General features: G+C 49.8%; 16 protein-coding genes and 2 pseudogenes. 10 read left to right on the forward strand and 8 right to left on the reverse strand.

The window, feature by feature from the left end; genetic code table 11:
* Nucleotides 1-3: 3 nt before the first annotated feature.
* Entirely contained in the window at nt 4-384 is a 381-nt protein-coding gene (locus tag ACJHWT_RS07340; RefSeq protein ID WP_001317588.1) for a winged helix-turn-helix transcriptional regulator, read from the reverse strand.
* Between the two features lie 88 nt (nt 385-472).
* Here ACJHWT_RS07340 and qorB point away from each other — a divergent pair, with 88 nt between their 5' ends.
* The 3 genes from qorB to ytfE all read left to right on the forward strand — a co-directional run bounded on the left by qorB (nt 473) and on the right by ytfE (nt 3,176).
* Nucleotides 473-1,333, forward strand: a complete 861-nt coding sequence (qorB, locus tag ACJHWT_RS07345; RefSeq protein ID WP_000560585.1) for an NAD(P)H:quinone oxidoreductase — start codon at nt 473-475, stop codon at nt 1,331-1,333.
* A gap of 107 nt (nt 1,334-1,440) precedes the next feature.
* Nucleotides 1,441-2,406 carry a DMT family transporter gene (locus ACJHWT_RS07350; protein WP_410232322.1) on the forward strand — a complete coding sequence of 322 codons (966 nt, stop codon included), beginning with the start codon at nt 1,441-1,443 and terminating at the stop codon, nt 2,404-2,406.
* Between the two features lie 107 nt (nt 2,407-2,513).
* Nucleotides 2,514-3,176: an iron-sulfur cluster repair protein YtfE gene (gene ytfE, locus ACJHWT_RS07355; RefSeq protein ID WP_000331449.1), complete on the forward strand. Its 663-nt coding sequence runs from the start codon at nt 2,514-2,516 to the stop codon at nt 3,174-3,176.
* 246 nt (nt 3,177-3,422) lie between these two features.
* Here ytfE and ACJHWT_RS07360 read toward each other — a convergent pair whose 3' ends face one another.
* The 4 genes and pseudogenes from ACJHWT_RS07360 to fklB all read right to left on the reverse strand — a co-directional run bounded on the left by ACJHWT_RS07360 (nt 3,423) and on the right by fklB (nt 7,490).
* Nucleotides 3,423-4,490: a hypothetical protein gene (locus ACJHWT_RS07360; RefSeq protein ID WP_065203307.1), complete on the reverse strand. Its 1,068-nt coding sequence runs from the start codon at nt 4,488-4,490 to the stop codon at nt 3,423-3,425.
* 104 nt (nt 4,491-4,594) lie between these two features.
* A pseudogene (locus ACJHWT_RS07365) lies at nt 4,595-5,023 on the reverse strand (hypothetical protein); the annotation flags it as partial.
* Between the two features lie 134 nt (nt 5,024-5,157).
* Entirely contained in the window at nt 5,158-6,561 is a 1,404-nt protein-coding gene (cycA, locus tag ACJHWT_RS07370; protein WP_000228376.1) for a D-serine/D-alanine/glycine transporter, read from the reverse strand.
* Between the two features lie 308 nt (nt 6,562-6,869).
* Nucleotides 6,870-7,490: an FKBP-type peptidyl-prolyl cis-trans isomerase gene (gene fklB, locus ACJHWT_RS07375; RefSeq protein ID WP_000211225.1), complete on the reverse strand. Its 621-nt coding sequence runs from the start codon at nt 7,488-7,490 to the stop codon at nt 6,870-6,872.
* A 217-nt stretch (nt 7,491-7,707) separates the two neighbouring features.
* Here fklB and ytfB point away from each other — a divergent pair, with 217 nt between their 5' ends.
* Nucleotides 7,708-8,346, forward strand: a complete 639-nt coding sequence (gene ytfB, locus ACJHWT_RS07380) for a cell division protein YtfB (RefSeq protein ID WP_001119479.1) — start codon at nt 7,708-7,710, stop codon at nt 8,344-8,346.
* On the opposite strand, the gene ACJHWT_RS07385 is transcribed toward ytfB, so the two are convergent.
* On the reverse strand, nt 8,330-8,977 hold the full coding sequence (locus tag ACJHWT_RS07385) for a TetR/AcrR family transcriptional regulator (RefSeq protein ID WP_001317585.1): 648 nt from the start codon (nt 8,975-8,977) through the stop codon (nt 8,330-8,332). The genes ytfB and ACJHWT_RS07385 overlap by 17 nt on opposite strands.
* Before the next feature lie 212 nt (nt 8,978-9,189).
* Here ACJHWT_RS07385 and ACJHWT_RS07390 point away from each other — a divergent pair, with 212 nt between their 5' ends.
* The 6 genes from ACJHWT_RS07390 (at nt 9,190) to ACJHWT_RS07415 (ending at nt 16,609) form a co-directional block, all read left to right on the forward strand.
* On the forward strand, nt 9,190-9,981 hold the full coding sequence (locus ACJHWT_RS07390; RefSeq protein WP_000843404.1) for a 3-ketoacyl-ACP reductase: 792 nt from the start codon (nt 9,190-9,192) through the stop codon (nt 9,979-9,981).
* Nucleotides 9,982-9,990: 9 nt separating this feature from the next.
* Nucleotides 9,991-10,833, forward strand: a complete 843-nt coding sequence (locus tag ACJHWT_RS07395; protein WP_001205231.1) for a sugar phosphate isomerase/epimerase family protein — start codon at nt 9,991-9,993, stop codon at nt 10,831-10,833.
* Nucleotides 10,834-10,842: 9 nt separating this feature from the next.
* Nucleotides 10,843-11,619 (forward strand): enoyl-CoA hydratase/isomerase family protein, encoded by a 777-nt coding sequence (locus ACJHWT_RS07400; protein ID WP_001283557.1) that lies wholly within the window; start codon nt 10,843-10,845, stop codon nt 11,617-11,619.
* Nucleotides 11,620-11,628: 9 nt separating this feature from the next.
* A complete protein-coding gene (locus ACJHWT_RS07405; RefSeq protein WP_001228949.1) occupies nt 11,629-13,170 on the forward strand; it encodes an acyl CoA:acetate/3-ketoacid CoA transferase in 1,542 nt (513 codons plus the stop codon).
* On the forward strand, nt 13,167-15,239 hold the full coding sequence (locus tag ACJHWT_RS07410) for an FAD-binding protein (RefSeq protein ID WP_065203308.1): 2,073 nt from the start codon (nt 13,167-13,169) through the stop codon (nt 15,237-15,239). Before ACJHWT_RS07405 ends, ACJHWT_RS07410 begins: the two co-directional genes overlap by 4 nt.
* Nucleotides 15,240-15,331: 92 nt before the next feature.
* Nucleotides 15,332-16,609, forward strand: coding sequence for an MFS transporter (locus tag ACJHWT_RS07415; RefSeq protein WP_001033622.1), 1,278 nt, complete (start codon nt 15,332-15,334; stop codon nt 16,607-16,609).
* 137 nt (nt 16,610-16,746) lie between these two features.
* Here ACJHWT_RS07415 and ACJHWT_RS07420 read toward each other — a convergent pair.
* Both ACJHWT_RS07420 and ACJHWT_RS07425 read right to left on the reverse strand, forming a co-directional pair.
* Nucleotides 16,747-18,014, reverse strand: a pseudogene (locus ACJHWT_RS07420) (type II toxin-antitoxin system HipA family toxin).
* 2 nt (nt 18,015-18,016) lie between these two features.
* Entirely contained in the window at nt 18,017-18,508 is a 492-nt protein-coding gene (locus ACJHWT_RS07425) for a helix-turn-helix domain-containing protein (protein WP_000516891.1), read from the reverse strand.
* Nucleotides 18,509-18,764: the final 256 nt, after the last annotated feature.

Here is an 18,764-nt window from a genome sequence, read left to right on the forward strand (position 1 = left end):
CAGTTACGCCGCACGTTCATCCCGCACCGCCAACACCTCGGGCAAATTCAACTCAATCCAGTCCGCCAGTGCAGCAACCTTTTCGCTCACCTGCTCGCCCAGCGGCGTGAGGCTATATTCCACATGCGGCGGCACCACCGGATACGCGATACGGTTAAGAAAACCATCCTGCTCTAGCGCCTGTAACGACTGCGCAAGCATCTTTTCACTCACCCCGCCCATTTTGCGCCGCAGGTCGCTAAAGCGATGAGTACCTTCGCGTAGCGCCACCAGAATCAACACCCCCCAACGGCTGGTGACGTGTTTCAAAACCTCGCGCGACGGACACTGTTCAGCGAAGAGATTTCCCTCTTTCAGTTGTTGCGACAGGCTAACCTGACTCATCTCATACTTACCTTTTTGTACGTACTTACTAAAAGTAAGTTTAGGTGTTAGCGTATTTAAACACAAGACAAAACGATGGAGACTTCCTATGATCGCAATTACTGGTGCCACTGGCCAACTTGGTCACTATGTTATTGAATCCTTGATGAAAACGGTTCCTGCCAGCCAAATAGTGGCTATCGTTCGTAATCCGGCAAAAGCCCAGGCACTGACAGCACAAGGCATTACCGTGCGTCAGGCTGACTACGGCGATGAAGCCGCACTGACATCTGCACTTCAGGGAGTGGAAAAACTACTGCTGATCTCTTCCAGCGAAGTGGGTCAACGTGCCCCGCAGCATCGTAATGTTATTAATGCCGCAAAGGCGGCTGGTGTGAAATTTATCGCTTATACCAGTCTGCTTCACGCGGATAAATCTCCGCTCGGCCTCGCCGATGAGCACATTGAGACGGAGAAAATGTTGGCTGATTCTAGCATCGTTTACACCCTGCTGCGCAACGGCTGGTACAGCGAAAACTACCTCGCCAGCGCCCCGGCAGCACTGGAACACGGCGTATTTATCGGTGCGGCGGGCGATGGCAAAATCGCCTCAGCAACGCGGGCAGATTATGCGGCAGCTGCGGCACGCGTGATTAGCGAAGCCGGTCACGAAGGCAAGGTTTACGAACTGGCGGGCGATAGTGCCTGGACGCTGACACAGTTAGCGGCAGAACTCACCAAACAGAGCGGCAAACAGGTTACCTATCAAAACCTGAGCGAAGCTGATTTCGCTGCGGCACTGAAAAGCGTCGGACTGCCTGATGGACTGGCGGATATGCTGGCGGATTCTGACGTTGGCGCATCGAAAGGCGGTCTGTTTGATGACAGCAAAACGCTTAGCAAATTGATTGGCCGCCCAACGACAACGTTAGCCGAAAGCGTAAGCCATCTTTTTAATGTTAATAACTAGTTAATTAAAGTGGCATCCTCCCGCATCCTCTCTGATAATGACGGGATGCCGGGAGCAATCATGTCTGCTTCCTGAACTTTCTTCTGACAGACCAATGGATGCCAGTAATGATTAGCGGCGTGCTGTACGCCCTGTTAGCAGGGTTGATGTGGGGGCTTATTTTTGTCGGGCCGTTGATCGTACCGGAATACCCGGCGATGTTGCAGTCGATGGGGCGTTACCTGGCGCTAGGGTTAATTGCGCTGCCCATTGCCTGGCTGGGACGCGTGCGTCTGCGTCAGTTGGCGCGTCGCGACTGGCTTACCGCCTTGATGCTCACCATGATGGGCAACCTTATCTATTACTTCTGCCTTGCAAGTACCATTCAACGTACTGGCGCGCCTGTTTCCACGATGATTATCGGCACCCTGCCGGTGGTGATTCCCGTTTTTGCCAATCTGCTTTATAGCCAGCGCGACGGCAAACTCGCATGGGGAAAACTCGCCCCGGCACTGGTTTGTATTGGCATCGGCCTGGCGTGTGTGAATATTGCTGAGTTAAACCACGGACTCCCCGATTTTGACTGGGCACGTTATACCTCAGGCATCGTGCTGGCGTTAGTTTCCGTAGTCTGCTGGGCATGGTATGCCCTGCGCAACGCCCGCTGGCTGCGGGAGAATCCCGACAAACATCCGATGATGTGGGCGACGGCGCAGGCGCTGGTCACGCTGCCGGTTTCTCTCATCGGCTATCTCGTCGCCTGTTACTGGCTGAATACGCAAACGCCGGGCTTCTCCCTACCCTTTGGCCCCCGTCCGCTGGTGTTTATTAGTCTGATGGTTGCGATAGCCGTGCTTTGCTCATGGGTTGGCGCACTCTGCTGGAACGTCGCCAGCCAGCGATTACCGACAGTGATTCTCGGGCCGCTGATTGTTTTCGAAACGCTGGCAGGCTTGCTGTACACCTTTTTGTTACGCCAGCAAATGCCGCCGCTAATGACGCTGAGCGGTATCGCGCTGTTAGTGGTTGGCGTGGTCATTGCAGTCAGAGCAAAACCAGAAAAACCTTTAACTGAATCTGTCTCAGAAAGTTGACACGCTGGCAGTGAGTTAAATAAGCCTCTGCTACGTAAGGGTTATAGCTTTTGCCTTAAAGATGCATTTAAAATGCATCTTATCTTATTAAGAATGAGGTATCAGCTATGGCTTATCGCGACCAACCTTTAGGTGAACTGGCGCTCTCTATTCCTCGCGCTTCGGCTCTGTTTCGTAAATATGATATGGATTACTGCTGTGGCGGTAAGCAGACGCTGGCGCGCGCGGCGGCACGTAAAGAACTGGATGTTGACGTCATTGAAGCCGAACTGGCAAAGCTTGCTGAACAACCGATTGAGAAAGACTGGCGTAGCGCCCCGCTGGCAGAAATCATCGACCATATCATCGTGCGCTACCACGATCGCCATCGCGAGCAGCTGCCGGAGCTGATCCTGCAAGCGACTAAAGTCGAGCGCGTTCACGCCGACAAACCGAGCGTGCCAAAAGGGCTGACAAAATACCTGACTATGCTGCATGAAGAGCTTTCCAGCCACATGATGAAAGAAGAGCAGATCCTCTTCCCGATGATCAAACAAGGCATGGGCAGCCAGGCAATGGGGCCAATCAGCGTAATGGAAAGCGAGCACGATGAAGCGGGTGAACTGCTGGAAGTGATCAAACACACCACCAATAACGTCACACCGCCGCCAGAAGCCTGCACCACCTGGAAAGCGATGTATAACGGTATCAATGAATTGATTGATGACCTGATGGATCACATTAGTCTGGAAAATAATGTACTGTTCCCGCGCGCGCTGGCGGGTGAGTGATTTGTTCGATCAACGCACCTGGTTTACACAATCAGGTGCGTTTTCAAATGCTTTGAGTTATTCACCACTCCGGGACAATCTTTTGTATCTACTGAACTGGGAAAATTCATTATTCAGCCAATAATAAGTTCCTTCAACGGTTACTAACTTATTTTTTTCATTAATATAATTACTTATTCATCGCTCCTGTATAAGCCAGAATAAAATCACCCATTCCCTAGTTTTTACGTGTACATCCAGCTACCGCTACGCTTCCACCCACACCGACCCGCCATCATGGCGGTTCATCAGCGACCACAGCACATGGAATTTCTCGCCTCTTTTATACTCCCCCTCCATTTTCCTGTCCGTCCATTCTGGCATCTGCTCTCCCTGCTCCAGTGTCACCGTCGCTTGTCTACCTTCTACAAAAATCGACCACTCCCCGCTATGAGGACAAGCTTCACCGCTAAAGGCCGCTATCCGCTGCCAGTCTGTAACATACTGCGCTTCGCGCTGTGGCCAGTTGTACAACTCCTCCGGCATGCCCTGTGGGAAAAATCCCTCCGGCGGCACATTGATAAATCGGTTTGCCACCCGCCGTATACGTTTCCAATTGCATTTTGCCCACGCCCCGCTTTCCCAGTAATATTCTTGTATCCCAGCCTCGTTGACATACTTCGTTCGTACCCGCCCCTGCCAAGCCTCGGGAATATGTTCACTCCGGTACAACAGTTGGGCGCTGGCATCTGGGATATCCGGCAGATACAGGCCAGCCACCGTTACCGGGTCATCCTCACGCAGGTATACGCTACTATCCAGCTCATACAACGGTAATTGCATCGGCAGGGCCAGCGGGCCGTGCAGACTTTCCTCATAATAATAAGTCAGTTCGCCGTCATACCAGTATCCGCCCGAGGTACGTCTGATTAAATTATTATAATGTGCACCTCGCCATTTCAGTCTGTCATACTGTTTTTGCGCGGCGAGTGACATCCAGTCCGACGGATAATCAATTAGTCCTTTCATATCACTGCTAATATTGCCCCCGGATTGCAGTACCCGCAGGTCCCCCTGCTGTAGCTGAATAAAGTCATACTGTACCGACTTTAAAGTACTGCGGATATTGGGCAACACTCGCCCGCCCCAGACGACGTCAATCTGCTCGCACAGCGGACGACGGCGCACATCCAGCGGCATGGCCTTGCTCCACTCTGCCACCTGTCGCTCGCACAGCTCGACAAACTCCTGCCACCCCTCAAAACGACGCCGATAATATTCCGGCGACATTATTCTTTCCAGCAACCAGCACTCCTGTGGATGTAATATAGCCACTTTATCTCCTGATTTATTAATTAATTGTCTATTGATACTTTTATTTCGGTACATAAATATTTGTTTGCAACTGAGACACAGCTATATACATATCCACTTCATCTATCATCGGTACGCTGACCGTCAAAATAGACGCTGCGTTTATCGGCAGCGAAAGCGCCGAATGCCTGAAAACTGGCGGCATCAACATTAGGTTCACCGGATGGATTTTTCAGGACTTTGCCTGCCCAAAGGACAGAACGTCCATCGGTGAGTCAGGTATGCTGGCAATCCCCCTCATCATCGCAATCGAACTTATCGGGATTAAAATCGGACAGTAACCGGGAATCTTGTTTATTGGCTAAATTGGCAATGCGCCAGAGGCGGGACAAATTAACGTCCGGCAGTTCGGAGAGGATCTCATCTTTTTTCCCCTTCTGTTCGGCAACGTAAACAGTGCCTTTCTCCTGCTGGCGGTAATAAAAATCCGCGCCCCAGGAAGGTGAAATGGAGAGAGGTAATGCGGCGATTAATAACCAACTGCGCTTAACCATAATGAACTCTGCAATGAGTGGCAAAGATTCACGGTAAGCCCGCGCCTGGGGGGATGTCGATGACGGTAAGTTTTTTTAGGAATGTATAAAGACAAAGGCACCCGCAGGTGCCTTTCAGAGTGATAAACGCGGCATTACTTCGCCATGCGTTTTTTACCAATAAACAACCAGCCCAGCCCCAGCAAGATAAACCATAACGGGGTAACTATCAGCGCCTGGCGAGTGTCATCTTCCAGTGTCAGCAGCACGATCACGAACACAAAGAACGCCATACATACCCAGCACATCAGCTTACCGAGCGGCATCTTGTAGATTGATTTCTCATGCAGGTGCGGACGCTGTTTGCGATACACCAGGTACGAGCAAAGGATAATCGTCCAGACGAACATAAACAGGATCGCGGAAACCGTCGTGATCATCGTGAACGCACCAATCACGCTGGGATTCACATACAACATCACCACGCCGCCGAGCAGACAGATGCAGGAGAAGGTCAGCCCTTTCGCGGGTACTGCGCGCTTAGAGAGTTTAGCGAACGCTTTCGGTGCCACACCTTCCTGCGCCAGACCAAACAGCATACGGCTGGTAGAGAAGACGCCACTGTTAGCGGAAGACGCCGCAGACGTCAGCACCACAAAGTTAATCACGCTTGCGGCAGCAGGCAGACCTACCAATACAAACAGTTCAACAAACGGGCTTTTCTCCGCGACCACCGAACTCCACGGCGTCACAGACATAATCACAATCAGCGCGAAGACGTAGAACATAATGATACGGATCGGAATGGAGTTAATCGCGCGTGGCAGTGATTTCTCCGGATCTTTGGTTTCCGCAGCTGTTGTACCTACCAGCTCAATCCCCACGAAAGCGAAAACCGCTATCTGGAATCCGGCAAAGAAGCCACTTAAACCTTTCGGGAACCAGCCGCCATCATTCCACAAATGCGTGAATGACGCTTCCACGCCAGTCGGTGACTGGAAGTGCATCATCACCATGATCAAACCAACGACAATCAGTGACACGATGGCGACAATTTTGATCATCGCAAACCAGAACTCCATCTCACCGAACATTTTTACCGTGGCGAGGTTTAGAACCAGTAACAGAATGATCACGGATAACGAAGCAACCCAGTCAGAAAGCCCAGGGAACCAGAATTGCGCATATGCGGTAATGGCAACGACATCTGCCATCCCGGTTACTACCCAACAGAACCAGTAGGTCCAACCAGTAAAATACCCTGCCCACGGCCCCAGTAGATCGGAAGCGAAGTCACTAAAAGATTTGTATTCCAGATTCGAAAGCAGCAATTCCCCCATTGCTCGCATCACGAAAAAGAGCATAAAACCGATGATCATATAAACGAAGATGATCGACGGTCCGGCAAGACTGATTGTTTTACCGGAACCCATAAACAGCCCCGTACCAATGGCCCCACCAATGGCAATAAGCTGGATATGTCGGTTTGTGAGATTGCGCCGTAGCGACTGTTCAGCCGGAGCCTGTTCTTCGGCAACGACTTTTACCTGATCTACCATGTTTTTTTCTTCCTGTACCTGTCTGTGTTGTTCAGGCTCTGCGGCCTTTTGTACGTCTATGATACGACGAATCTGTATCGGGACTCATCGATATTAGGTAAGAATAAGCGGGATGAATACTAAGATTTAAATATTATGTTAATTACATGTTGAATTTGAGGGTCATATCACTCTGGTAACGCGAAACAGCTCACAAAAATAACCGCAACAGAGCCATTTGCAACATAAAATATCGACAGTAAGCAAATTCTAGTTTTTACGCTCTGTTGTCCATTCCCCTCAAATCTGAGGGGAACAGAATGCGCTGCTTAGAGGATTTCCAGCAGTTCGACTTCAAACACCAGGGTGCTGAACGGAGGGATGGACGCGCCTGCGCCACGCTCGCCATATGCCAGTTCCTGCGGGATAGTCAGTTCCCATTTAGAACCTACCGGCATCAGAGTCAGTGCTTCAATCCAGCCAGGGATCACGCCATTAACCGGGAATTCAGCTGGCTCGCCGCGAGCAACGGAGCTGTCAAACACGGTGCCGTCGATCAGTTTTCCGGTGTAATGAACACGAACGCGGTCGGTACGTGCCGGAATTGCGCCTTCACCCTGGTTGATCACGCGGAATTGCAGGCCAGATTCGGTGCTATTTACACCTTCTTTTTTGGCGTTTTCTTCCAGGTATTTCACACCTTCAGCAGCCATCGCCTGGAAACGCTGACGACGAACGGCATCGGCGCGTTCGTGGATTTCACGCAGCGCGCGGTGCACCACATCAACCGGAACAGCCGGATGTTTGCCTTCCAGCGCATCGGCAATGCCTGCAACCAGTGCTTCTGGCAGCAGCCCTTCCAGGCCAGATTCACTCAGTTGTTGCCCTACCTGCAAACCAATGCCGTAGCTTGCTTGCGCTTCGATGGTGTCAAAAGTTGGGGTGGTCATCGTATTTCCTTTCTTAGGGTATAAAGTAGCGGGCAGCATATCAGCCACACTTCTTTGGGTAAAACTTTGTCGCGGGAATGATGACAAATCCCGGGGAAAAAGAAACAATAGCAATATCCCGTATGAATATAATAAAGGCGGGTTTACCACGGACATCATAGCGTTAGCTTATTCATAGGCTATGATTGAGGAACAAGACGCGGAGCAGGAGGAAACCATGCCCGGGCGCTTTGAACTAAAACCAACCCTGGAGAAAGTCTGGCACGCGCCGGACAATTTTCGCTTCATGGACCCGCTGCCGCCGATGCATCGTCGGGGGATCATTATTGCCGCCATTGTATTGGTGGTCGGATTTCTGCTTCCATCTGATGATACGCCCAACGCGCCGGTGGTGACGCGTGAAGCACAGTTAGATATTCAGTCGCAATCACAACCACCGACAGAAGAACAGCTGCGGGCGCAATTAGTTACGCCACAAAATGATCCTGATCAGGTGGCTCCGGTCGCTCCAGAACCAATACAGGAAGGCCAGCCAGAAGAACAGCCGCAAACCACCCAAACGCAACCATTCCAGTCAGATAGCGGAATTGATAATCAATGGCGCTCCTATCGTGTCGAACCAGGTAAAACGATGGCGCAACTGTTCCGCGACCACGGACTGCCCGCTACCGATGTCTATGCCATGGCGCAGGTAGAAGGCGCGGATAAGCCACTGAGTAATTTGCAAAACGGGCAGATGGTGAAAATCCGCCAGAACGCCAGCGGCGTGGTGACGGGCTTAACCATTGATACGGGGAATAATCAACAGGTCCTGTTTACCCGCCAGCCGGATGGCAGTTTTATTCGTGCGCGGTAGATGAAGGGTCAACCAAAAGCCAGCTAAGGATTGTCTCTTTGATGACCTTACGTCTGGCTTCCAGTGCCTGGGGTGAAACCATACTGATGTGATAAACCAGGCCAAGCGTATGCTGGTTGATCAAATAATATCCCCCAAGCGCAGCAATATTAATATTCACCTGCAATGGGTCGATATCTGGCTTAAAAATATTGTGTTTCTTCCCTTCATCCAATAAGGATTCCATTAACTGCAAGTGCGCATGGTTAATTTCTAAGAGACGCTGTGATTTTGCATAATGCACACCTTTACTTTGATTTTCACTATGCACAATTTTTAAAAACCAGGGATTAGAAATATAATAATCCCATGTAAAATCGATTATTTTCTCAATGGCTTTCTGTGGCGGAAGATCTGAGAAATCAAGGGCCTTTTCTTTTTGTCGAATATCGTTCCAGGTATATTCCAGTACTTCGATAAATAAATTTTCTTTATTACCAAAGTGGTGATAAACCGTCTGTTTACTGCACCCCGCGGCCTTGACGATATTATCGACTCTGGCCCCTTCGTAACCATATTCGGCAAATTCATTAACCGCGCATAACAGCAGCTTTTCTTTCAGGCTCTGTACGTTGCTGGTATCAAGATACATAACGCTTCCCCACGACCTCTTCGTGGTGACTATCATAACCTGATTTGATTTCAGCTTCAGAAAAAAGGGCAAAAACTTGTACTTTCATCAGGTTATCAAATGTCCTGTGATCGCCATCGCATATCAACCAACTAGATGGTTGATCTTTTTATCCTCCAGTCGCAAGCTAATCATCACTAAGGAAACAAAATTCAAAAAAAGAGAGCTATTGTATGAAATCCACTCGTCCTGTTGCCGTGATTACCGGAGCCGCACGTGGTATTGGAAAGGGCTGTGCGCTGGAGCTTGCGCGTGGCGGATTTAATCTGCTGATTAATGATCGTCCGGATACCGATAGCGTAGAAAAATTACATGCCACACAACAAGAATGTCTGGCGGAAGGCGTGGAAGTGATTTGCTTCCCTGCTGATGTTGGCGATCTCTCCCTGCATGAAGAGATGCTCGACGCAGCGCAAAACCAGTGGGGACGTCTGGACTGCCTGCTCAACAACGCAGGCATTTCAGTGAAAAAACGCGGTGATCTTCTCGACCTCGAACCAGACAGCTTCGACCAAAATATTGCCATTAACACCCGCGCACCGTTCTTCCTCGCTCAGGCATTCAGTAAGCGCTTACTGGCACAGCCGAAACCGGAAGCAGAACTGCCGCACCGCTCGATTATTTTCGTCAGTTCCATCAACGCCATCATGCTGGCGATGAATCGCGGCGAATATACCATTGCCAAAACTGCCGTCTCTGCCGCTGCTCGTCTGTTTGCTGCTCGCCTTTGTAATGAACAAATTGGCGTTTATGAAGTGCGTCCTGGTCTCATCAAAACCGATATGACTATTCCGGCAACGGCCTATTACGACGAACTGATTGCCAAAGGTCTGGTGCCGTGGGGACGTTGGGGTTATCCGGCTGATATTGCTTCCACTGTCCGCGCGATGGCGGAAGGTAAACTGATTTACACCTGTGGTCAGGCGGTCGCCATCGACGGCGGCTTAAGTATGCCGCGCTTCTGAGGCTGAATCATGAGAGATCTGTTACAACGCCCGGATTTATTCAGTATCAATACCGCGACACTGGGCTATAAAACGCCGCTGCCCGCCATTATTGATGCCTGCGCCGCACGCGGTATTGGCGCCATTGCCCCCTGGCGCAGGGAGTTGCAGGGTGAAGATCTCCAGCAAATCGCCCGCCAGCTTGCTGCCAGTAACATAAACGTTTCCGGTTTGTGCCGTAGCACCTACTACACCGCACCGACGCTGGCGGAGCGCAAACTGGCGATTGACGATAACCGCCGGGCGCTGGACGACGCCGCTGTACTGAACGCCGCCTGTTATATGCAGGTGGTTGGCGGTCTGCCAATGGGAACAAAAGATCTGTATGAAGCGCGGGAACAAGTGAAACAAGGGATTCGCCAGTTACTGCCACATTCGAAAGAGGTCGGCGTGCCGATTGCGCTGGAGCCGCTACACCCGATGACCGCAGCCGATCGTTCCTGTTTGTGCACGTTACGTCAGGCGCTGGACTGGTGTGATGAACTCGATCCCGATGGCGAATTTGGCCTCGGCGTGGCGGTAGATGTCTACCATGTCTGGTGGGACCCGGATCTCGCCAGTCAGATCCTGCGTGCCGGAAAACGCATCCTCGCGTTTCATGTTTCCGACTGGTTAGTGCCGACCACCGATCTGGTCAATGACCGTGGAATGCCGGGAGATGGTGTCATCAATATTCCGTCAATTCGTCGGCTGGTTGAAAACGCCGGATTTAATGGCGCTATTGAACTGGAAATATTCTCACCGTACTGGTGGCAGAAAGATATTAACAGCACGCTGGATATTAGCGTCGATCGCATCGCACATTATTGTTAAGGAATAATCATGAGTGACCAACCCGTTCTGTTCAGCAGAGCGGCGGCTTCTTGCCGCCTGACATTGAACCGTGAAGATAAATGTCATGCTATTAATGAAGAAATGATCGAATCTCTCGACCATTATTTAAATGAAATTGAAAACGACACCACATTACGATTAGTCGAATTAACGGCAACCGGCGATAAATTCTTTTGTGCGGGCGGCGATATTAAATCGTGGTCGGCCTATTCGCCATTAGATATGGGCAGAAAATGGATTAAACGCGGTAACGAGGTTTTTAATCGCCTGCGCAACTTACCCCAATTAACCGTTGCGAATCTCAACGGTCATACCATCGGTGGCGGTATTGAACTTGCCTTGTGCTGCGATATTCGTATCGCTCGCCCCGGCGCGAAATTCTCTAACCCGGAAGTGATGCTCGGCATGGTGCCTGGCTGGATGGGCATTGAACGCGTGCTTAATCAGGTTGGCCCGGTGGTCGGTCGCCAGATGCTGATGCTGGGTAAACGCCTGACGGCGCAGGAAGCTCAGGTGGCGAATTTAATTGATGAAGTGGTAGAAAAAGAACAGGTGGAAAGCTGGATGGCGAACCAGTTAGCGCAGCTGGAAAAATGTGGTCCGGTGGCACTGGCACATATTAAGCAACTGATTCTGGCGCTGGAAAATAAACACGCCGATTACTCCCACCAGTTACTGGCTGGATTAATGTCCGCCACTCAGGATTGCCAACAGGCGACGCACGCATTTGCCGAAAAAGCCGGCGTGAGCTTCCACAATCAATAAGGAAATTGTATGCGTAAGTTATCAACCGCCGAGACACTGGCGGCGCAAATTCAGGACGGCGCAACCATTGCCATTAGCGGCAACGGCGGCGGCATGGTGGAAGCTGACCATATTCTGGCCGCCATTGAAGCGCGCTTTCTGCAAACCGGACACCCGCGCGATCTGACATTAATCCACTCGCTGGGTATTGGCGATCGCGACAGCAAAGGCACTAACCGTTTTGCTCACGCCGAAATGCTCAAACGCATTATTGCCGGACATTTTACCTGGTCGCCCAAGATGCAGGAACTGGTGAAAAGCAATGCTATTGAAGCCTACTGTTTCCCTGGTGGCGTAATTCAGGCACTGCTGCGGGAGATCGGTGCCGGACGTCCGGGGCTTTTTACCCACGTTGGGCTGGGATCGTTTGTTGATCCACGCAATGGTGGCGGTAAGTCGAATGAATGCACGACCGACGACCTGGTAGAACTGATTGAAATCGACGGTGAAACCAAACTCCGCTATCGCCCTTTCAAAGTGGACTACGCGATTTTGCGCGGCACCTATGCCGATCCGCGTGGCAACGTTAGCCTCGAAGAAGAAGCGATTGATATGGATAGCTATTCGATGGCGCTGGCAGCACACAACAGTGGCGGCAAAGTGTTTGTACAGGTGCGCGATGTACTGGAAGCTGGCGCCATTGAACCTCGCAAGGTCAAGCTACCGGGGATTCTGGTCGATGGTATCGTTGAACACCGCGAACAACCGCAAACCTATCTTGGCGGTTACGACCTGACCATCAGCGGTCAGCATCGCCGTCTAAGTTCTAACGACGCTATTGAACTGGTTAGTCATCCGGTGCGTCGCCTGATTGCCCGTCGGGCAGCGCGGGAACTGGCGGCAGGTGCTTCAACCAACTTTGGCTTTGGTATTCCCGGCGGTATTCCTGGGGTTGCACTGCGCGAAGGCGTGCCTTATCAAAGTTTGTGGCTGAGTGTAGAACAGGGTGTACATAACGGCATGATGCTGGATGATGCTCTGTTCGGCTGCGCCCGTAACGCCGATGCCATTATTCCATCACTCGATCAATTCGAATTCTACAGTGGCGGCGGTATCGATATCACCTTCCTCGGCATGGGAGAGATGGATCGGTACGGTAACGTCAACGTATCCCATCTCAATGGCAATCTCATTGGCCCCGGCGGCTTCCTCGAAATTGCGCAAAACGCCCGTAAAGTGGTGTTCTGCGGTACGTTCGACGCTAAAGGCAGCAAGATTGATGTAACGCCTGATGGCCTGCATATCGCCCAGTCAGGTCAAATCCCCAAACTGGTTACCCAGGTGGAAAAAATTACTTTTAGCGCCGCATACGCACAGCAAAGCAGTCAGGAAGTGCTGTATATCACCGAACGTGCGGTATTCCAGTTAACGGCAGAAGGCGTTGAATTAATTGAGATCGCCCCTGGCGTAGAGATTGACCGCGACATTCTGCCGTATATGGCCTTCCGTCCGATTATCAGGCACCCACGCCTGATGGAAAGTAGCCTGTTTACGCCAATGGAGGATGCATGAGTCAGCTTGATGAGGCCATCCTTGATGCACTGACACACGTTACTTTCCCAAAGGGTTTTGCACAGGCAGAACCCGCATGGGTTGTCACGGTAGACGGTGTTGATTACCCACTCTGGAAAACAGATGCCCTGGTAGTCGGCAGTGGTGCAGCCGGGCTACGTGCAGCTGTGGAACTTAAACGCCGCCAGCAAAATGTGTTAATCGCCACCGCCGGGTTATATATGGGGACATCGGCATGTTCTGGCTCTGATAAACAAACACTGTTTACCGCCGCTACCGCGGGCAACGGCGACAACTTCGCCAAACTGGCAGAGGCACTGGCGAGCGGTGGGGCGATGGATCACGACACCGCTTATGTCGAAGCGGTAGGTTCTCTGCACACTCTTGGCGGGTTGCAATATCTTGGTCTGGAATTACCGGAAGATCGCTATGGCGCGATTCTTCGTTATCAAACCGACCATGACGAAGCCGGGCGTGCAACCTCGTGTGGGCCGCGTACCTCAAGGTTAATGGTGAAAGTGCTGCTGGAAGAAGTACAGCGTCTTGCTATCCCAATGTTGACCAGTGCAACAGTGATTAAACTGCTGCATCAGCGTGACGAAAACGGTGAAGACCGTGTGGCGGGGGCAATCCTCGCGACCGGTCATCGCGCCCATAACCCATGGGGGCTGGCAATTGTGACTGCGCCCAATGTGGTACTGGCAACAGGAGGGCCTAGCGAGCTTTATCGCGACAGTGTGTATCCACACAAATGTTTCGGCTCGCTGGGGCTGGCGCTGGAGGAAGGTCTGACGCTAACCAATCTGACTGAAAGCCAGTTTGGTATCGGCACACCGCGCAGCACGTTTCCGTGGAATTTGTCCGGCACCTATGTGCAGGTGATCCCGTATATCTATTCCGTGGATGCCGAGGGCAACGAGTATAACTTCCTCGCGGATTACTATCGCACCACCCAAGAGCTGGCTTCAAACATTTTCCGTAAAGGCTATCAGTGGCCGTTCCACGCCACGCGGGTAATGGATTTTGGCTCCAGCTTGTTAGATATGGCGGTGGCGCAAGAGCAGCAACATGGTCGCCAGGTGTTTATGGATTTCAATCGCAATCCTGAAGTGGTGCCGGGTGACCTGCCCTTCTCATTAGATCGACTGGACGACGACGTTCGCGCGTATCTGGAAAATAACGACGCTCTGGCACCATCGCCCATCGAACGACTGCAACGAATGAATCCGCTGTCTATCTCGCTGTATAAGATGCACGGTTACGATCTCACCACGCAGCCATTGCAGTTTGCCATGAATAATCAGCATATGAATGGCGGCATTGAAGTGGATATCTGGGGACAAACATCTCTGCCCGGTTGTTTTGCTGTGGGGGAAGTTGCTGGCACACACGGCGTCACCCGACCTGGCGGTGCGGCATTGAATGCCGGGCAGGTTTTTGCTGTTCGTCTGGCACGTTTTATTGGTTGCACGCAAAAGCGGAATATTGATGGAGATATAGCACAGCTGGCAGCTCCGGCACTGGCTTCTATAAGAGAGATCATTACTCAGGCGCACGATAACGGAACCGGGATGCCGTTGTCGGTTGTGAGGGAAAAAATTCAGGCACGAATGTCTGACCATGCGGGATTTATTTGTCATGCCGATAAAGTCCGACGCGCCACTCGTGATGCCCTGCTATTGAGTGAATTTGTGCAACGGCATGGATTGGCAATCAAACATGTGGGTGAAGTTGCCGAGCTGTTTATGTGGCGGCATATGGCGCTGACTTCTGCCGCGGTATTAACACAATTAACGCATTATATTGATGCTGGTGGTGGTAGCCGTGGGGCGCGTATGGTTATAGATCCACAAGGCAAATGCCTACCACAAACTCGTCGCGGCGCAAAAGAAGAATGGCGTTTTCGCTCTGAACTCGCTGAAGACAAAAATCACAAATTAACAATTCAATATTCGCAAGGTTCTTTTATTACCGAAGTAAAGTCTTTACGTATTCAACCGTGTATTAACGGTATTTACTTTGAAAAAAACTGGCCAGACTTTTTAAAGGGAGACATTTACACACAATAATTTCCAATATTTCCTCTGTACCTGATTTTTATTGCCTATTACATGGAAATACCAACAACCAGGGTTTATTAATATAATTAAAAGGTTTAAAAATGAATAAAATAAAGAATTATCGATGGTATATGATTGCCCTCGTATGCTTTATCACTGTAATCAATTATCTGGACAGAACGGCGTTAGGTATTGCGGCTCCAACGATTATGGAGACAACCGGAATAACCAAAGAACAATATTCATGGATTGTCAGTGCATTCCAGTTGGCCTATACATTAGGGCAACCGGTAATGGGCTTCTTTATTGATACCGTGGGTCTGAAGTTAAGTTTTGCGATATGTGCCGCAATTTGGGGCCTGGCGACAATGGGCCATGCACTAACCGGAACGTGGTCTGGTCTGGCATTTATGCGCGCCCTGATGGGTTTCAGCGAAGCGTCGGCAATTCCGGCGGGTGTAAAAACCGCATCAACATGGTTCCCGGCAAAAGAGCGTGGCGTGGCGACAGGTGTTTTCAATATGGGCACCTCACTCGGCGCGATGCTTGCTCCACCGTTGATTGCCTGGTGCATTATGTTTCATAGCTGGCAATTTGCGTTTATTGTTTCAGGTAGCCTTGCTTTGCTCGCGGCTTTATTTTGGTTCTTTTGTTATAAAGATCCGAAAGATGCCAAACGCCTTTCTGATGAAGAGCGCCACTATATTGAATCAGGACAAGAACAGCATCTTAAAACAGATAAGAAAGAAAAAACGTCAATCAAGCATATCCTCAGCCAACGTAATTTCTGGGGGATTGGCATCGCGCGTTTTCTCGCAGACCCGGCATGGGGAACCATTAACTTCTGGGTGCCGATTTTCTTCGTCGAAACGCTGCATTTTAGCCTGAAAGAAATTGCCATGTTCGTCTGGCTGCCTTTCCTGCTGGGCGATCTCGGCTGTTTAGCCAGTGGTTTTGTCGCGAAGTTCTTCCACGATCGCGGCGTGAGTTTAATTAACTCACGAAGAATTACCTTCACTATTGCAGCCGTCATTATGATGACGATTGGCCTGGTGAGTATTGTCGAAAATCCCTACATTGCCGTATTACTGATTAGTATTGGCGCGTTCTCGCATCAATGCCTTTCTACTGTAGCAGCAACTCTGGGTGGCGATCTGTTCAAAAAAGACGAAGTAGCTACCGCAGTGGGTATGGCAGGAGCCTGTGCGTGGAGCGGTCAGTTGATTTTCAACCTGTTCATCGGGGCATTCGTTCACATTATCGGCTTCGCGCCGTTCTTTATTGCCCTGGCTTTCTTTGACATTATTGGCGCCATTGCGCTGTGGATGCTTATCAAAGTTAAAGACGAAGAACTACAAGTACAGTTAGCGACAAGCTAATTATTTTACATAGAAACGCTATAATTTAGCTTTGTAGCGTTTCTATTTTTCTCATAAATTAAACGTCTCTTCCAAAACGTTCAGTATCTACTGGCATTGCTTCGCAAATTTATGATTTAGATATCAAAATAACTATTCTAAATTGCCCCCCTGAATGCCTCTGCCATTAACTCTTGCTCACGACCAGGTAATCGAAGACGCTCGGCAATGATTCGCCACTGACTGACAATCCCTCTAAAATTAGCAATAATGTCATCTGCTTCTGTCAAACCAAGTCGAAAATACTCCGCAACTTCTCGAGCTAATTCCAAATCAAGTGCATTATCATTTCTGTAATATTGAGTTTTAGACCGTCAGACCTGGCAACAGGATTCAAATCATATGCCTCAGAAAGCCGCCAACCTTTTCCCGGTATCAAGATATATCCATGATTACGTAAATGGTCATCGGTATTAGAAACAAGAATATTAAAAACAATCCTGGACCAGAGTTCCTTAAGGTCAGTATTAGTCTGCGCTCCATGTCTGATAAGAACATCTGCTAATTCCAGATAACTCACACCTGTAGAGGCATCTTCACCATCCTGATGCCTGGTTAGTGTCATAGCCGAAGCAAAATGCAGACGCCTTCCCGCATTAGTGCGGTCAAAACGACGAACCATAAAACAATGGTAATTGCTGGCAAATTTATGCGCCTGAGCAGGTGCAACATTCAGTCCACAGCCAACAGCAAGTGCATTAACGACCATTTCCCATCCACCAACATCATACTCATCTTTTACACTGGGAAATTTAGCGATGTAGAGATGCCCAGCTTCATCAACAACACTGGCTTTCGGACGTGCCCCCCCTAATGATCCCCCCGGAGCGATTAGCATTCTTAACCATTTTTGCCCCATTAGCTCTTTATTATCAGGATCTTCTTCAATTGCCCGGCTAGCCCTTTCCAGACTCGCTATTTCGGTAAATGGTGGGGCTGCAACATCAATGCGATTATCAAGAAACTCTCCAGCGTCTTCACGTTTGTATCGAAGAGCCCCAACCCGATAAAGATCATGAACACCTAGTAGATAATCAGACTCATAAAGGTGGGAGTCTTTATCACATAACCCGTCTCGAATATCCCTCTCAAAACGACGCTTCATTAGCATACGCCCCCAACGATCCGGGCAGGAATCACTAAATGCACCAAATTTATCCTTTGGAGGAATTGGGTACTGTGCTCCCTCATACAACATTATTTCAGGATCTAACTGAATGAAATTAAGTGAAGGATCTGCAAGCGCCTTTTTATCGTACTCAAACTCAAATATCTCACGCGTCCGAGTGCGGCGACTGTGTAAATAACCAATCCGCTCCGGACCATCCAGGCCTTCCCAATCCGCATACACTCCGATTAATGCCATAATTAATTTCCTTTTAACGGTTTTTTTATCGGTTTTAATAGTGCTGCAAGAGAGGTTGATGTTTCTCCTGTAATAGATGGCGTCGAGCCTTCTGCCAGTGCTGTTAAATCCGTGGTGAGATGACCTTCTTTCTCGTGCCTCATCTGCAATGAGGCTGTCTGAGAACCTTCTTCATTCTTACTTGATGCACGAGAAAGCCCTCTTTTTTTAATCAAACGGGAATCCTGGAGCTGACGCCCTAAGTCGTCTTCAGCTGCAAGCTTATTTAAATCCGTTTCCAGGCCCAAAACCTGCATCACAGACAAATATGCCCCTATCGTGACCCCTGCACTTCCTGACTCCAGAGAGCGCAATGTTATTGGCGACATCCCAGCACGTTCAGCAACTTGCTTTGCGGTAAGCCTGCGTCGTAAACGAGCAAGTTTCAGCCGCTCACCAAATTCACTAAGCATCTGATTCGTATAAGGGAGTAACGGTGCTGTTTTTTTACCCATAGTGATAATATTTTATCTTTTTATGGCTATGATAGCCATAATATTAGCATTTATTGGATTGAACGCACCTGCAAAGCGTTCAAGATTACGAAAGTGATGGTATTTTATCTTTTTATATATAAAAACAATAAAATAACAGCACATTCATATATAACATATTGTTTTTATTATCATACAAGTGAGACGATCGCTGTATTGATGCTTTTGTCGTGTTTTACGCGTAAAAAACATGACACGAACTACCAGCGGCGAGGCT

This window comes from Escherichia sp. WS338 (genome assembly GCF_046486405.1).
Classification (GTDB): domain Bacteria; phylum Pseudomonadota; class Gammaproteobacteria; order Enterobacterales; family Enterobacteriaceae; genus Escherichia; species Escherichia coli.

Coding starts and splice junctions, on each gene's coding strand:
- ACJHWT_RS07405 (WP_001228949.1), top strand. CDS start 11,629: ATGCGTAAGTTATCAACCGCCGAGACACTGGCGGCGCAAATTCAGGAC.
- qorB (WP_000560585.1), top strand. CDS start 473: ATGATCGCAATTACTGGTGCCACTGGCCAACTTGGTCACTATGTTATT.
- ACJHWT_RS07390 (WP_000843404.1), top strand. CDS start 9,190: ATGAAATCCACTCGTCCTGTTGCCGTGATTACCGGAGCCGCACGTGGT.
- ACJHWT_RS07395 (WP_001205231.1), top strand. CDS start 9,991: ATGAGAGATCTGTTACAACGCCCGGATTTATTCAGTATCAATACCGCG.
- ACJHWT_RS07385 (WP_001317585.1), bottom strand. CDS start 8,977: ATGTATCTTGATACCAGCAACGTACAGAGCCTGAAAGAAAAGCTGCTG.
- ACJHWT_RS07425 (WP_000516891.1), bottom strand. CDS start 18,508: ATGGGTAAAAAAACAGCACCGTTACTCCCTTATACGAATCAGATGCTT.
- ACJHWT_RS07415 (WP_001033622.1), top strand. CDS start 15,332: ATGAATAAAATAAAGAATTATCGATGGTATATGATTGCCCTCGTATGC.
- ytfB (WP_001119479.1), top strand. CDS start 7,708: ATGCCCGGGCGCTTTGAACTAAAACCAACCCTGGAGAAAGTCTGGCAC.
- ACJHWT_RS07340 (WP_001317588.1), bottom strand. CDS start 384: ATGAGTCAGGTTAGCCTGTCGCAACAACTGAAAGAGGGAAATCTCTTC.
- fklB (WP_000211225.1), bottom strand. CDS start 7,490: ATGACCACCCCAACTTTTGACACCATCGAAGCGCAAGCAAGCTACGGC.
- ACJHWT_RS07400 (WP_001283557.1), top strand. CDS start 10,843: ATGAGTGACCAACCCGTTCTGTTCAGCAGAGCGGCGGCTTCTTGCCGC.
- ytfE (WP_000331449.1), top strand. CDS start 2,514: ATGGCTTATCGCGACCAACCTTTAGGTGAACTGGCGCTCTCTATTCCT.
- ACJHWT_RS07350 (WP_410232322.1), top strand. CDS start 1,441: ATGATTAGCGGCGTGCTGTACGCCCTGTTAGCAGGGTTGATGTGGGGG.
- cycA (WP_000228376.1), bottom strand. CDS start 6,561: ATGGTAGATCAGGTAAAAGTCGTTGCCGAAGAACAGGCTCCGGCTGAA.
- ACJHWT_RS07410 (WP_065203308.1), top strand. CDS start 13,167: ATGAGTCAGCTTGATGAGGCCATCCTTGATGCACTGACACACGTTACT.